Source organism: Candidatus Hydrogenedentota bacterium, assembly GCA_013359265.1.
Taxonomy (GTDB): domain Bacteria; phylum Hydrogenedentota; class Hydrogenedentia; order Hydrogenedentales; family SLHB01; genus JABWCD01.
In genome coordinates this window covers 42843-57164 of the sequence record JABWCD010000027.1, presented here as the reverse complement: position 1 = coordinate 57164, position 14322 = coordinate 42843, and the positions used below count along the sequence as shown (strand labels likewise).

Here is a 14322-nt window from a genome sequence, read left to right as displayed (position 1 = left end):
ATTGGAATTACCACTAAGCAAGTAGGTTGGAGTGTAGCTCATGTTGAATCTTGCGACGCTGCTGGAAGAGAGCGCTCGGCTGTATCCTGACAAGACGGCGATTGTGTTCGATCAAATCCGATTGACCTATGCGCAGGTCAACGCCATGGCAAACCAACTTGCGAACGGCCTGGTGAAGGCAGGTATTCGCAAGGGCGACAAGATTTGCGTGTGTTGCCCCAACTTGCCGTACTTTCCCATCATCGTGTTCGGAATTCTGAAGGCCGGTGCGGTGGTCGTCCCGTTGAACGTGCTCCTGAAACACCGCGAGTTTGCCTATCACATCGCCGATTCGGACTCGACAGGTTTCATCTGCTTTCAAGGCACCGAACAATTGCCAGTGCTCCAGGAGGGGTACGCAGGCTGGCAGGAAGCGAAGACATGCCCGAACCTGTGGGTGATTCCGACAATTCCCGGCGCGGACTCGCCTATCGAGGGCATACCGACGTTTATGGAGTTATTGCACAATCAGCCGCAGACGTTCGAGACCGTCGCGACGCGCGCGGACGATACCTGTCTGATCATCTATACGTCGGGAACGACGGGACGTCCGAAAGGCGCCGAACTGACGCACTCGAACATGACCATCAACGCGATGATCACGCGCGATATGGGCAAGTCGACCAAGGAAGACGTCCTGCTGGTGGTCTTGCCCCTGTTCCATTCATTTGGATTCTCGTGCCAAATGCTCGCGGGTATCCTGACCGGCAGCACGCTCGTGCTTCAACCGCGATTCGATCCCGGCGCGGTGTTGCGCGCGTTCCAGGACGAGGGAATTACATTGTTTTCCGGCGTGCCGACGATGTATTGGGACCTGCTCACGTACGCCGATCTCGACAAGTACGACATCGCGAAGATATCGAAGTCGCTCCGTTTATGCAATTCAGGCGGCGCAGCGATGCCCGTGGAAGTGATGAAGCGGTTTGAAGACAAGTTCAACGTAACGATACTCGAAGGCTACGGCCTTTCCGAGACGTCGCCCGTGGCCAGTTTTAATCAACTGGAGAAGCCACGGAAGCCGGGTTCCATTGGCCTACCGGTGTGGGGCGTCGAGATGAAGATTGTGGACCACGACATGAACGAGATGCCCATCGGGAAGACGGGCGAAATCGTGATTCGCGGGCACAATATCATGAAGGGATACTACAAACGCGACGAAGCGAACGACGAAGCGTTTCGCGGCGGGTGGTTCCACAGCGGCGACGTTGGATACAAGGACGAGGATGGCTACTTTTACATCGTCGATCGCGTGAAGGACATGATCATCCGCGGTGGTTTCAACGTGTATCCGCGCGAGGTGGAAGAAGTGCTGATGACAAATCCGGACATTTCGCTCGCGGCGGTCATTGGCATCCCACACGAAGAGTACGGCGAGGAAGTAGCCGCGTATGTCATTCCGCAGACGGGTTCCACCATCGACGAGGCAGATGTCATCGCGTGGGCCAAGAAGGAGATGGCTGCCTACAAATATCCGCGCCACGTAGAAATTGTAAAGACGATGCCGCTCGGGCCGACGGGAAAGATATTGAAGACCGAGTTGCGGAAGATGGCCGCGGAAAAACTGGCGGTGACGAGATAGTTTCCGATTGCGATCCGCCAACCAGAAGATTGCATGATTATATCGTATAGTCGCGGCCAGGAAGCCGATGTGCGGCAGACGGTCGGCCGTATCGTGCGCGACACACCGGTCACCGATCTGCACACCCATCTGTATGCGCCGCCTTTTGGGCCACTGCTGCTTTACGGAGTAGACGAGCTACTCACTTACCACTACCTCATCGCGGAGGTTGTCCGCGCAACACGTGTGCCCTATGAGTCCTACTGGTCCATGTCCAAGCGCGATCAGGCAGCGTTCATATGGCGCTCGCTGTTTGTGGAGCGATCCCCGATCGGCGAAGCCTGCCGCGGCGTGTTGACTGCGCTGGATCGGCTGGGGCTCGACGTGTCCTCGCGCGATCTCGACGCGTATCGTGCGTTCTTCGAGGATGTAAGCATTGATGCGCACATTGACCGCGTATTCGCCGCAGCACGGGTGCGTGACGTCGTGATGACGAACGATCCGTTCGATCCGATTGAACGACCCACATGGGACCAGGGTTTCGCGGGCGATAAACGCTTTCACGCAGCGTTGCGGATCGACCCGCTGCTCAACGATTACACGGCCGCGAGCGAGAAGCTGCGGGGGTGGGGGTACAACGCGGGGCAAACCGCCGACGCACCCAGCCTCGCCGAAGTGCGGCGCTTCCTCTCCGATCACGTAAAGCGCATGAAGGCGCTTTATATGGCGGTGTCGTTGCCACCGGACTTCGCGTACCCGGACAATTCGCTGCGGTCGAAGCTGATTTCCGAGTGCGTTGTGCCGGTCGCGGCCGAGTATAACATCCCCTTCGCGCTAATGATTGGCGTAAAACGGGCGGTGAATCCTTCGTTGAAGCTGGCGGGCGACGGCGTCGCACGGGCGGACGTGGGCGCGGTGGAGCGTTTGTGCGCGCGGTTCCCAAAGAACAAGTTTATGGTCACGATGCTGTCGCGGGAGAACCAGCATGACTTGTGCGTCGCGGGGCGGAAACTTCCCAACCTGTTTATCTTCGGGTGCTGGTGGTTTCTCAACAATCCCAGCTTGATCGAGGAGATGACGCGGATGCGGATTGAACTGCTGGGTCTGAGCGTAACGCCGCAGCACAGCGACGCGCGCGTTCTCGAACAGGTCATCTACAAGTGGGAACATTCGCGCGCGATCATCGGGAAGGTGCTGGAAGACAAGTATTGCGACCTGCTCGCGGCGGGTTGGACCGTTGCCGAGGACGAGATTCGGCGGGACGTGACAGAGTTGCTGGGCGGGGGCTTTTGGGGATTTCTGCGGGCGGAATTATAGAGGGCGCAAAAGGCTTGTAATGGACGTAAAGGACCCAACGGACGCAAAAGGACGGGATGGACTTCATGGACCGAAGCGAACGCGTTCGCGCAAGATGGCCCGTGTCGCAGGCGTCTTCGACTACTGGGCTTCGCTCTCGATGAAAATGGGTTGGGTCCACGCCATTGATTCGCCGTGGCCGAAACATTCAAAACGGACGTAGGTCGCATCTAGCGTTTCACCGACGGTGAACTCGAACGAGGCGGCGTCCGCGTGCGTGATACAGCGGCCAAAATCCTTGGTAACGACGATTCGCTGGGCGTTCTGTGTCGCGATGCGAATGACGTTACCCGTCAGGCGGATTGAATCGATTATCACGCCTGTGCTCGCATAGAAACGCCCCGCGCGCAGTGCGGCGACCAAATCTGTTACCTGCTTCGAGTCGCTCTGGACCATGTTCCATGCAACGCCTTCATCGCCGATTTGGTGAGCGTCGTCGTTCGCGAAGCCCCACACGCGGCGGCCCGAACCCAGGAGCATGTCCCAGCGGTCGGTTGCGAGGGGGTTCCCGGCGTGCATTCGGACAAGGCCATTGTAGATTTCGACACCCAGATAACCTTGCCACGATTCGAGCTTATTTTGCGGGCAGTGGTTGAAGTGCCGCTCCCAATTGGGGTGCGCCATGATCGCGAACGCGCTATCCGCGGCAATAGCACTGAGCACAACTTGCCGATCAGCGTCGGGCGTCACGTAGGCCCGTGCGTCCACGTGGAGAATGTGTGGGCCGTTTATCGTGACTTCGTTCCCGGGAATCAGGGTCATACCGTGACAATCGAACGCTTCCGATTCGGTAATCATGTCGTGGTCGCTAATCATGAGAAAGTCGTAGCCGAGTTCGGCATACCGATCGATCAGATCCTGCGGGGGACGGTCGCCATCGCTCCGCGTAGTGTGGGCGTGGAGATTTCCACGGCGCCAGTCGATTGATTCGTTGAGGTAGGGGCTCAGAATTTTCATTGTGTTGTCCCTGTTGGCGAGGTCACGGCGGTTTCGCCGCACACGATGCGCAGCTCCGCGTCGATGGCGTTGTCCGTTCCCGCCGCAACAAGGACGACCTCCTTCACGCGCGCCGCGGATGTGATCCAGCCGCGCGCGGCGGTGTCAAAGGATCCAAGATCGTACCCTTTCAACATTCCGACTTCCGCGAGCTGTCGCAGCGCCGCGGCGCCTTCGCGTACCAGCGGTTCCGGATAGACGCGCGCGAACAGGTTCGCTTGTTCGCCAAGTTCACCGGTTGCCGGCCCTTGCTGTGTGAAACCTTCCACAGCGGTCCTGCTTGTGCCGAATACCAGATCGCGTCCGGCCAGCAGCGCGGCGGGTTCGAGCGAAGGCCCGCCAACGAGTGGGACTGAAGCGAGTTTCTTGTCGGCGTTGTAGCGGGGATAGATGTCCCAGGGGTTCGCACCCGTCGGAGGCGGCGGCAACGCGCCGAGGTTGGGAATTGCGCCGGCCGGGACCTGCAACGTTCCGACAAGGATAGGAACTGGGACCATTTCATTCTGATCGAAACCGGTACACGACAGCCGAATCGAGGGGCCAAGTGGTCCGAGCATGGACGTGATAGTCTGCGCAACTCGCGGCGCGCCGTCGGCGCTGGGCGCTTCCCAAGCTTGCCATTGCGAAGCATTGAGCCACGAACTCTCCAGCGCCTCGCCGAGGCTCGCCCACACTTCGCGCACCGGCTTGCCGAAGTTGGCGGACACTTCGACCATGCCGGGAATCGGCGTTGCAAGGGCGTACGGATTTGCGCCGTTGAGCAGCGGCCCGAACCGTGCGCGCGCCGACTCTCGAATCGTCGCGTGGCATTTGGCATATGCTCGGTCGTTGTCAATACGGACGGCAAAAGCAATAGACTCAAAAGCGTCGCCAAGCGGATCGTCTTCCGCGAGTTGGACTGTACCGCGGACGTCTTCCGCGCCTTCGGTAAGCAGGTTGTCGCGCTCCACGTCATCGAGCGCGGCGCCCGGCTGCAACGTGAGTGAGTGGACGAGCACATCGCGGTTTGCGCTGAGGATTAGAATTCGTCCGCGCACGGCATAGTAGATGCCGCTCTTTTCGATATGGCGCATGCGCAATCCGCCGGCGTAATCGCCCGTTATACCCGATCCGAACACTAACAGGCGTTCGAGGAGGGTCCCGATGCGGGACATGTGGGTGATGGCGAGCGCGTCCGAGAACGTGCGCACATCGCCTCCGGTGAGGTACAGACGTTGCGTGAGCAGGTTGTTGAGCACCCAGCGGGGAACCCCTGGGTCTTGGCGCAGTTTTCGCAACAGCGCGTCGCGCGACGCGGCATCCGGCCACGTATTCCATACGTCCGATGCAGTTATGCGGTCGAGTCCATTAACGGGATCGGACAGGACAACGTTATAGCGCGAACCGGCCGGGATAAAGGCGGTTGCTTCATAGCTGTTGCGTGTGAACCACAGGACGAAAAGCAGCAGCACAACGCACCCCAGCGCGATTCGCCCGAGGCATCCGCTGCCGCGGGCGCCTATCGATCGGCCCTTGATGCGACCTCCGGAGCCGGTGTAGTTTCGGACTACGTCGCTCACGGCGCAGTCTTTCGAAGCGAGATGGTTACGGGCCTGCCGAGTTTCCCATTGGCATCAGGGAAGGATACATGCATGCGCTTGTAACGCGGCTCCATAACGACGCTGTGGCGCGTTTGATCGTTGACGATTGTTTGTTGTCCAGAACGTCCGGGTTCGCGGTCGGCCATCACTCTAGCGAGTGCATCCGACTCGATGACTCGCTGCGATCGCAGGAGCGCGTTGATGCGCTGATAACGGTAGTCGGCATCGTGCTGGGGTGCTTCCGCGGGGTTTACGCCGAGCAGCACGCCGTTCGACGCAACGCGCGTCGTGCGGGTCTCGCCGAGTTCCACGACCCGCGCGTTTTCCGCGATCGCGTCGCACACGAGCACGTGGTATCCGCGCAGGTGCGGCGCGGCATCGAGACGGGTGAGCACTTCGGCCACGCTACGGTCTTTTTGCAGCGCGTCGTGCAGCACCATTTCCACGGGAGGACCGGCCAATGACGGCGCGCCGAGGGATTCGACGCGCTCGACGGCTACGGCGAGGCCTGCTTCGTTCATGCCCGTGAACGCGCCTATTGTGGAGGCAAACCCAACCTGCACGTAACGCATGCCGCCCTTTGGGTCCATATCGCGAACAATCGGTGTGAGCGATTCCGGCCAATCGAAGTTGCGGCCGACCAAGACCTGGTCGGTGCCGGCGCGGTCGCCCGTAATTGCGAGCATGGTGCAGAACGGGGCGCCGTACAGAGCGTCGGCAGATTCGGATGCAAGAATTGTCGGCGCACATTGCAGGAGCCAAACGGCATCGAACGGCATTTCCGCGCCGTCAGCCAGGCCGGTCAACACGTCGAGAGTTTCGCTCGACAGCGACACGAGCATGGGCCGGGCGCCAATGCCGAGCCGGGTCAAGGCGAGGGGCGAAAGATCGACAAACGACGGCGCATATGTCCACCATCCATCCTTCGGGATCCATGTGCCGTCCTGGCAGCGCGCGACGATTTGCGTTGCGTAGGCCTGTTGCAGTTGTTCGGCCAGCGCCGCGCCATGTTGGTGGCCGATTTCATAGGGCGTGCCGCGCAACTCGAGCACTACGCCGTTTTCGACGTCGCGCTTCACGGCGTCCCCTATCGGCGCGTCTTCGGGCTGCTTTTCGCCCCTCGTCATCAAAGAGTCGAACTGACGAAACAGCCATTCGTCGATCCCCGGGCCGTACATGTTCATGCTGCGCTCGTACGATGGCGCCGCGTACGCGCTCTGCGGAACGAGGTACAAGAGATGGTCGTTCGCGAGACCGACGGTAAATTGCGCCTTGTAGCCGCGCACGAGTGCGATGCGGCGGAGTCGCAGCCCGATCTCGACGCACGGTTCGCCGGGTACGAAGGTAAGCAGCAGGTCGCCGATTTCGAGCGTCTTGATCACGGTGGTTGCCGGCATGAACGACGAGGCCATCGTTGGAGGAAGGTCCGGCGTGGCGTGGCCAACGCGGAGCTCCAATTCCCCGCACGTGATGTTCCCGGCGGCCTCCATGACCTTTGCAGCGAGTTGTTTTCCCACCCACTCGGTGTGCGCCCACCCGACGAGGTTCTCCGGGTTCTTTGGCCGCTGATCGCCCTCCGCCCCATTGAGGAACATCGCGACGCATCCTGCGGCGGCCTGCGCTTCGACGGCGCTATAGAAATATCCTGGGTAATCCGCGGAAATGGAGAGCTTGTCCGGCCCGCCGACGGTTGTCGGATGCGCGGCCATGTTGGCAACGATGGCGATGGCGTTGCCGTCGGAGTCGTCTACACGGATGACGCCAATCTGCGGGTCAATCGGGCCTTCAGGGACGCGGCGGTTTTCGGTGAGGTTTTCGTGTGACGAGACATCGAAGCCGATCGTGGCGCGTTTGCGGCCCGCGAGCGCGCCCTGCATCGATTCGACAATCAGCTGCGCGGTGTCTTCGAGGACGTTGGGCATGAACCGGCCCGATACGGCGCGAAAAATGAGCGGATGGCTCATGCCGCCCTGCGCGCTGTGCGTGTGCGTCGCCGTGAGGAGGATATTTTCCTTCGGGACGTCCGTTGGCGCGAGTTCGAAAACGCGGTCGCGTAGTTCGCGGTTGATGACGCAAAGGTCCGTGTTGACCAGCAAGACCGCCGTCTTGCCGTCACTTAGAAAGAGGCTGCGCGCCCAGACGGGATCGTGGACAGCGATCGCGCCGCGCCCCATCCGGTCTCCGTAACCGTTCAACGGGGTTTCAAGCGGCGGGGTGATCTCGACCTTTGCAGCGCCCGCTTCGAATGCGGCGGCGGGATTCGACGCGAACAGAGACACGCTCCCGATCACGAGCAGAAGCGTTGCGCGGTTGAATAAACAACGACTCCTATGGACTGTATGGACCCAATGGACGAACCGCACCCGCGTTCCCCCTTGCACTGTAAACGACGAGTTTATCATAGCAGCCCGCGCGTGGGACAACGGGGCGGACACGACTCTGCTATGATTTGGCACCTTGTGGGAGGCGCCTGATGTCGAATGAACTGGAAGTGCGACGGCTCACGATTGAAATGACGGCGTATTACTGCGTGCAGACGCCGAATGGTGACCATACCGCACCACGGAAGACGCTCATTTCGCTGCACGGATTCGGACAGAAGTGCAGGGGATTCGTGCGCAACTTCGCGCCGTTGCGCGAGCGGAACATCCTGGTCGTCGCGCCGCAGGGTCCGCACCAGTTTTACATGCAGCTTGAACCCAAGAAAGTGGGATTCAACTGGCTGACGATTTACGAGAAAGAGACGACGATACGGGACTTCGTGGGTTACATGGGCCGGCTCCTCGACACGCTCGAAGGCGAGTTCGGAAAGGTTCGCGACAACCTGTTCTTACTGGGTTTCAGCCAAGGGGTTTCAATGGCGTACCGCCTCGCTGCATCGGGCGCCGTGGCGCCACGCGGGCTCATCGCGTGCTGCGCCGACCTGCCGGCGGATGTCGCCGAGAAGTTGCCGGGGATGGCGAAGTTCCCCGTGTTACTCGCGCACGCCGATGACGATCCGGTGGTCCCTGTGGCAAAGGCGGAGGAGGCGGAGGCGATCCTGAGTACCCACCAATTTCCGTTTGAGCGGCTTCGGTACGAGGGCGGACACACGCTACCGGAGGGCGTGCTACGAAACATTGGAGACTGGATCGAGGCGCGCTAGAACACGCGGAGCGTGACGCACTTCAGGTAGGCTGTTTCGGGCATGGCCATGAGGACGGGGTGATCGCGGGCGGCGCCGCGAACCTCGACAATCCAGATCGGTCGCTGCACCGAGCGCGCGGCGCGCTTCAACACTTCGAGAAACGCAACCTCGTCGACGAAATGCGAGCAGGACGACGTGACGAGGTAGCCGCCTGGCTCGACCGCCTGCATGGCGTCGCGGTTCAACGACTGGTAGTGACCCAAGGCTTTCTGGACCTGCGCGCGCGACTTGGCGAGCGCCGGCGGGTCGATGACGACTACGTCGTAGCGCTCGCCCTGGCGCAGCACAGTCGCTACGTCTCCGCTATGAATGGACATCGTAGCGCCGAAACCGTTTCTTTCTGCGTTTGCCAGTGCCATATCAAGCGCGGGTTGCGACGTATCGACGCACAGTACGCTCGCTGCCCCGGCACGCGCCGCGTGAAGGCCCCACTGCCCCGCGTAACAATAGCCGTCCAATACACGCGCGCCGCGCATGAAGGGCGCGTTCGCGACGCAATTCTCGCGCTGATCGAGAAATAGCCCGGTCTTCTGGCCTTGGTCGAGGTTTACCGAGAAACGCACAGCGCAACTCTCGGACTCGACCCGAGCGGGCACCTCGCCGAATCGCTGGACTTGGTTCCCGGACTGAAACCGAACTCCTCGGATATCGTCGAAGTCGAGGAATCCCTGAGCGACGTGGTCCGCCTGCCGGGCATAAAAGCCGCACGTCGTCTCAATCGCGACGATGTCACCGTAGCGGTCGGCAATCAGGCCGGGGAGTCCGTCGCTTTCTCCAAACACCCAACGGTAGGTCGATTCGTTCGGGTAGAGCGTTTCGCGGTACCGGCGCGCCCGGGCAATACGCCGCTCGATGAGTGCGTCGTCGATCGTGTCGGCCTTGTCCGCGAGAATGCGCACCGCGATTCCGCCTTCGTGCTGAAAGAAGCCGCGGCCAACGAAACGCCCAGCGTCGGAGATCACATCGACAATATCGCCGTCGGCAGCATCGGGGAGACGGGCAAACTCGTTGCGGTATGCCCACAGATGGCCGCGTAGAAGACGGCGGTCTTCGCGGGGTTTCAAGATGGCTTTTGGTATTGGCATTATCCGGACCTTAGATGAAATGGAAAGCGGCTCAGCAGAACCGCCGCTGATTAAACCGACCCTGTGACTTGGTCGAGGCGGACGGACGCGCCGGATTCGACGGAACGTGCAATTGCTACCATCGCGCGCATCGCGGCGGTCCCGTCGTCGACCGTCGCGCCGACTTGCGCCCTGCCATGCAGGATGGAATCCGCAAACGCTTCGAGCTGGAGTTTGTACGTGTAGGCGTCTTCGCCAAGTACGCGGCGGAATTGGCGGTCCTTAACAGAGAAGCATTCGACGTCGCCGCTCTTGTGATACCACGGAAGCGGTATCTTGCCGTAAACGCTGCCGAACTCGCCGTAAATCTGGAATCCCTCCTGGAAGTCGCCTCGAATCGGGATCGTAAGGTCGAAGTGACCGACGTGTCCGCCCTTGAAGTCGGCGGAGACAAACCAGCAATAGGAGTCGTACTTTTCGACAAGCTTGGCCGTTACAGCCTCAATTTCGCCGGCGAGAAACCGCGCGGAATCGACGAGATGGCTGCCGTGTGTGAGCATGAAGTACTTGCGTTTGTCGGCCTTAGGATTGCCGCCGGGGCGCACGGCGTTGGCGCTGGTGATCGGAATCGGCTGGAGGTTGTCGGTCATGGCGTAGCGCTGGGTGGAATCGCAGTACCACGACTTCATCGCGATTAGCCCTCCGATTTCCTCTTGGATGAATTGGTGGGCGAACCGGACTCCGGGATCAAACCGCCGGTTGTTGCCGACCTGGAAGACGCGATGATCCTTCGCGCGAATTGCGTGAAACGACGCGCGGAGCGCTTCGCATTCTTCGACGGAGACGCCCAGCGGTTTCTCGACGAACACGTGTTTGCCGGCACTGAGCGCCTGCACACACAACGAGACGTGGAACTGGTCCGATGTGGCTACGATGACGGCTTCCACATCAGGATCGTTCATCATATCGTCGAATTTCGCGTAGGTTTTCGCGGGCCGGTGGACGGCAGCCATACGTTCGAGCAGGTCGGGTGCGGCGTCGCAAATCGCGTAGAGTTCCGTGTTGCGGCCTTTGCGGCAGGCGTCGAAATGGGCGAACTGCGCGATGGGCCCACAACCGAGTACGCCCACGCGGAGCAGTCGCGGCTCTTTCGCGATCACTGGGCCACCTGCGGATAACGCTGGCGCAGGGCCTCGCGCAGGGCAATCAGCTTCCGGCGCTCCGCGACGGACACAAGCGCGGGGACATGGTCGTCAGCCGAAATTCCGCGCAGTTCGCCGGTCTTGTGGACGTCGATCGCTTGCAGCATGGCCTCGGCGCCCAGGCGCGGATTGGGTTTGCCCTCGCCGTCCTTAATCGAGTTAATAGCCGATCCCGCAAGGAAGAGGATGTTCTCCTCGATCCCTCTGGCCTCGACGTCGGCGAGGTTGATGCCGATATTGCCCTGGTCCAGTCCGCCTGCCCGGACGATCATCGTCGGGTTAATACCGTCGATGGGCGCTGTCAGCGTCGATTCGGAAGCGCGCCATTCGCCGCCGTAGGGGCGCAGGAACGGCATACCCTCTTTGAGCGGCGCGGTCTGCCGAAAGTCGATGCCGTCAAGGCGTGCGAGCAAATCAATAACGTCGCGCCAGATTGCGCGGGTGCGCGTGCCGATACCGGCGTTGTGGCCGTAAATGGCAGGCGGATTCGGAAGGCGCTTTGTCGATTCGCGCACCATGCGCACGGCCCCGGCCGCAAAGGTTTCGCTGAACATGACGCCGCGCACGCCGCATTCGAGGACCGCGTGAACGGTGTCGAGGATTTCGTGCGGAGAGCCGGTTACGTGCGGCGCGAAGATGATGCCAAGTCCCCCACGCTTGTCCTTGACGCGGTCAATGGCGGCCATCGCACGCCGGGCGCGTTCGCGGACCGGCGAGTAGTCGAGGTCGGGGTAGAGGTCTTCGTCTTCCTTCACAAACAGGAACAGCGGACACTGCGCCGCTTCTTCAACAAGGAACTCTACCTCTTCCGGCGTGATGCCCGCGGTAGGTTTCAGGATTGTGCCGAACGCCGGTTGGTCGGGCGCGAATCCGGTCATTTTGCGAACGCCTTTCGGCCCGTACGCAGGCCCGGGAAACGTGCGAAGGATGTGGGCGGGAATCTGCAGCGTGACGAGACGTGCGTCTTGCCGTTCGTACAGATCGAAAATGCCCGCGCCGGCGATGGTGTGCAGGAGATCGCAGGACGTCACGTGGCCGTCGGGATGCTGCATCATCTTGAGGGGAATGGCGACGTGCGCAAGACCCAACCGGCCGGTCGCATCAAAGGCGTCCACGCCGGCGGGTTTGGCGGAGCATTGGTCAAGCAGGGAACCCGGCGGCGGATTGTGCACCCCGCTGGTCGCGAGATAGCTGATTTCCTCCGCGGCATCGGTTAGCCGCGTAGTGCGCAGTGCGAAGAAGTACGTGGCGACAACGTAGTCATCGATTCGCGGCGGTGGGTTTTCGGCCAGCCGTTCGGTCACAACCCGGCGCAGCAATTCCTCGCGGGCATCTTGATCTTCCCACAAAACACCGGCGGATGTTGTATCTAGATGGGGCATCCGGGGATTATGAACGAAACGGCTTCGGGAATTCGATTTTGGTTGCTGCGGGGCGGGCCGGTTAGTGGTCGCGTTCGATAATGAAGCGTGCGAGGGCGCGGAACGTGTCCGCTTTAGGTCCGAACTCCGCGAGCGAATTGACTGCATCGGCGATCGCTTCGGACGCGAGTTTTCGCGCACCGTCCAGCCCGATCACCGCTGGGTAGGTCGATTTCTGTCTGGCCTCGTCGCTGCCGACGGGCTTTCCGATGGCCACCTCGTCGCCGACCACGTCGAGAATGTCGTCGGCGATCTGAAACGCAAGGCCGATCGCTTCGCCGTATTGGGTCAGCGCGCCGAGCTGCGATTCGGCCGCGCCTGCGACCATCGCGCCCGCGCGGACAGAAACCCGAATCAGCGCGCCGGTCTTCTTCGCATGAAGTTTACGGAGTTCCGCTACGCCCAGGCGGCGGTGCTCGCTCTCGATATCGATAACCTGCCCGCCGACCATGCCGCACATTCCAGCGGCCTGGGCTATTTCCCGCATCACGCGGATGCTTCCGCAATCCGCTGCCGCTTCGAATGCTAGCGTCAACAACGCATCACCCGCGAGAATCGCCACGGCTTCACCGTACACCTTGTGCAAAGTAGGTTTGCCGCGACGCAGGTCGTCGTTGTCCATCGAAGGAAGATCGTCGTGGATGAGCGAGTACGTATGAATCATCTCGAGCGCGCATGCGACCGGTAACGCCGGCGCGTCGTTGCCGGAGACCAGTTCCGCGGCGCCGAGCGCGAGCGCGGGACGCAGGCGTTTTCCGCCGGCGAAGAGGCTGTACTCGATCGCTTCACGCAACGCGCTCGGAGCGTCGGAGCATCGCGTGAGGTAGGAACGAAGCGCAGTCTCGGTCTTGGAGGCTTTGCTTGTCAAGAATTGATCTATCAAGTGAATCCCCTCATGGTCCATAGTACGCGGGCGGAAGTGAGGCAAATGCACATATTCTAAACCGATTACGAATCCGATTCGAGCACGAACGCGAATGACGCGAGCGGCGGTTCGGGTAGGAGGCGATTTCGGACGGGCGCCGCACAAAAAAAGCACGTCAGGCCCCTAGGGTAACCTAACGTGCAAGAACAACAGACTCACTGACCGGGCACCGCCGCCTACTGCTCCAATCCGCCTAGCTGGTGCAGCCGGCCGACCGCTGACGGCGGAGCCCTTCAGTTACGAAGAATAGAAGAACTACTTCTTCTTCTTGGCGGCTTTCTTCTTCGCGGGCTTCTTCGCCGCTTTCTTCGGGGCCGCTTTCTTCTTCGCTGCTTTCTTCTTCGCTGCCATTCTTAGCTCTCCTTTTTTTGAGCTCTTCCACCAGCACCGGCCTGGTGTCACTAAGCCACCACGGGTGGCTATGCCATATCCGGCGCTCATTCCCGCAGGTGCCTACGGGAATATGACCATCGGGCTTTCGGCCCGGTATGGCTCTACTGGTCTATGTTCTCAGCCCCCGGGTGCAACGGGAACTGGGAAACGCACTGTCTGGATTTCCCGAATTGGGATGCCGCGCTTGGGCGGCGCGTTCCGGCGATCTTGGATGACGCCCCATACGTCATGCCCCCTGGTTCGCCGAACCCGTGCGAATCGTCTCTTTGTCTTGCCCACGGCGGCTCGTATGAATTGGCGCGGAACGCGTTCCGCGAAGAGATGATTTGGGACGCCACCGGGGCGAAATTGAGGTCTTATCGAGAACGATTGGTTTCACTGCCGGGCGCTCATTTTTTTCGCGCTTGCGGCCGTCTCGCGCTCGCGAAGACCATTGATTCAACTGTACGGTTGCGACTCGCGATCCGCTCGCGCGCCGTCTTTTTCGCTCATCCAACTGTTCGGTTGCTGTAGTTGATTTCGCTCAACCTTGCAACATCCGACTAAACTTTTATCATGCTTTGAAGAAAAATACAAGTATTTTTTCTGGAAAAATTTCTTT

Annotated in this window: 10 protein-coding genes and 1 pseudogene; 3 read left to right on the top strand and 8 right to left on the bottom strand. The window is 60.7% G+C overall.

Annotated elements, in window-relative coordinates; all coding sequences use genetic code 11:
* Positions 1-40 precede the first annotated feature (40 nt).
* Both HUU46_20490 and HUU46_20485 read left to right on the top strand, forming a co-directional pair.
* Positions 41-1618, top strand: coding sequence for a long-chain fatty acid--CoA ligase (locus HUU46_20490; protein NUM56025.1), 1578 nt, complete (start codon positions 41-43; stop codon positions 1616-1618).
* 33 nt (positions 1619-1651) lie between these two features.
* Positions 1652-2914 carry a glucuronate isomerase gene (locus HUU46_20485; protein ID NUM56024.1) on the top strand — a complete coding sequence of 421 codons (1263 nt, stop codon included), beginning with the start codon at positions 1652-1654 and terminating at the stop codon, positions 2912-2914.
* A gap of 120 nt (positions 2915-3034) precedes the next feature.
* Here the strand turns inward: HUU46_20485 and HUU46_20480 are convergent, their stop codons facing one another.
* Genes HUU46_20480 through HUU46_20470 form a run of 3 tightly spaced genes read right to left on the bottom strand, consistent with a single transcriptional unit; the run spans position 3035 to position 7808 of the window.
* A complete protein-coding gene (locus tag HUU46_20480; protein ID NUM56023.1) occupies positions 3035-3910 on the bottom strand; it encodes a CehA/McbA family metallohydrolase in 876 nt (291 codons plus the stop codon).
* Complete coding sequence (locus tag HUU46_20475; GenBank protein NUM56022.1) at positions 3907-5508, bottom strand: hypothetical protein; 1602 nt, start codon at positions 5506-5508, stop codon at positions 3907-3909. Before HUU46_20475 ends, HUU46_20480 begins: the two co-directional genes overlap by 4 nt.
* Complete coding sequence (locus HUU46_20470) at positions 5505-7808, bottom strand: neutral/alkaline non-lysosomal ceramidase N-terminal domain-containing protein (GenBank protein ID NUM56021.1); 2304 nt, start codon at positions 7806-7808, stop codon at positions 5505-5507. Before HUU46_20470 ends, HUU46_20475 begins: the two co-directional genes overlap by 4 nt.
* A gap of 194 nt (positions 7809-8002) precedes the next feature.
* Between HUU46_20470 and HUU46_20465 the strand changes: the two genes are divergently transcribed.
* On the top strand, positions 8003-8674 hold the full coding sequence (locus HUU46_20465) for a hypothetical protein (protein ID NUM56020.1): 672 nt from the start codon (positions 8003-8005) through the stop codon (positions 8672-8674).
* Here the strand turns inward: HUU46_20465 and HUU46_20460 are convergent.
* The 5 genes and pseudogenes from HUU46_20460 to HUU46_20440 form a co-directional block, all read right to left on the bottom strand.
* Complete coding sequence (locus HUU46_20460; GenBank protein ID NUM56019.1) at positions 8671-9801, bottom strand: class I SAM-dependent rRNA methyltransferase; 1131 nt, start codon at positions 9799-9801, stop codon at positions 8671-8673. The genes HUU46_20465 and HUU46_20460 overlap by 4 nt on opposite strands.
* A 50-nt stretch (positions 9802-9851) precedes the next feature.
* Positions 9852-10940: a Gfo/Idh/MocA family oxidoreductase gene (locus HUU46_20455; GenBank protein NUM56018.1), complete on the bottom strand. Its 1089-nt coding sequence runs from the start codon at positions 10938-10940 to the stop codon at positions 9852-9854.
* Positions 10937-12286 carry a hypothetical protein gene (locus HUU46_20450; GenBank protein NUM56017.1) on the bottom strand — a complete coding sequence of 450 codons (1350 nt, stop codon included), beginning with the start codon at positions 12284-12286 and terminating at the stop codon, positions 10937-10939. Before HUU46_20450 ends, HUU46_20455 begins: the two co-directional genes overlap by 4 nt.
* Before the next feature lie 139 nt (positions 12287-12425).
* A complete protein-coding gene (locus HUU46_20445) occupies positions 12426-13307 on the bottom strand; it encodes a polyprenyl synthetase family protein (protein ID NUM56016.1) in 882 nt (293 codons plus the stop codon).
* Between the two features lie 285 nt (positions 13308-13592).
* Positions 13593-13679, bottom strand: a pseudogene (locus HUU46_20440) (DUF773 domain-containing protein).
* Positions 13680-14322: the final 643 nt, after the last annotated feature.

Excerpts from the sequence above, each read along its gene's own strand:
- HUU46_20490 (NUM56025.1), top strand. The coding sequence starts at position 41 with ATGTTGAATCTTGCGACGCTGCTGGAAGAGAGCGCTCGGCTGTATCCT.
- HUU46_20485 (NUM56024.1), top strand. The coding sequence starts at position 1,652 with ATGATTATATCGTATAGTCGCGGCCAGGAAGCCGATGTGCGGCAGACG.
- HUU46_20480 (NUM56023.1), bottom strand. The coding sequence starts at position 3,910 with ATGAAAATTCTGAGCCCCTACCTCAACGAATCAATCGACTGGCGCCGT.
- HUU46_20465 (NUM56020.1), top strand. The coding sequence starts at position 8,003 with ATGTCGAATGAACTGGAAGTGCGACGGCTCACGATTGAAATGACGGCG.
- HUU46_20460 (NUM56019.1), bottom strand. The coding sequence starts at position 9,801 with ATGCCAATACCAAAAGCCATCTTGAAACCCCGCGAAGACCGCCGTCTT.
- HUU46_20445 (NUM56016.1), bottom strand. The coding sequence starts at position 13,307 with ATGGACCATGAGGGGATTCACTTGATAGATCAATTCTTGACAAGCAAA.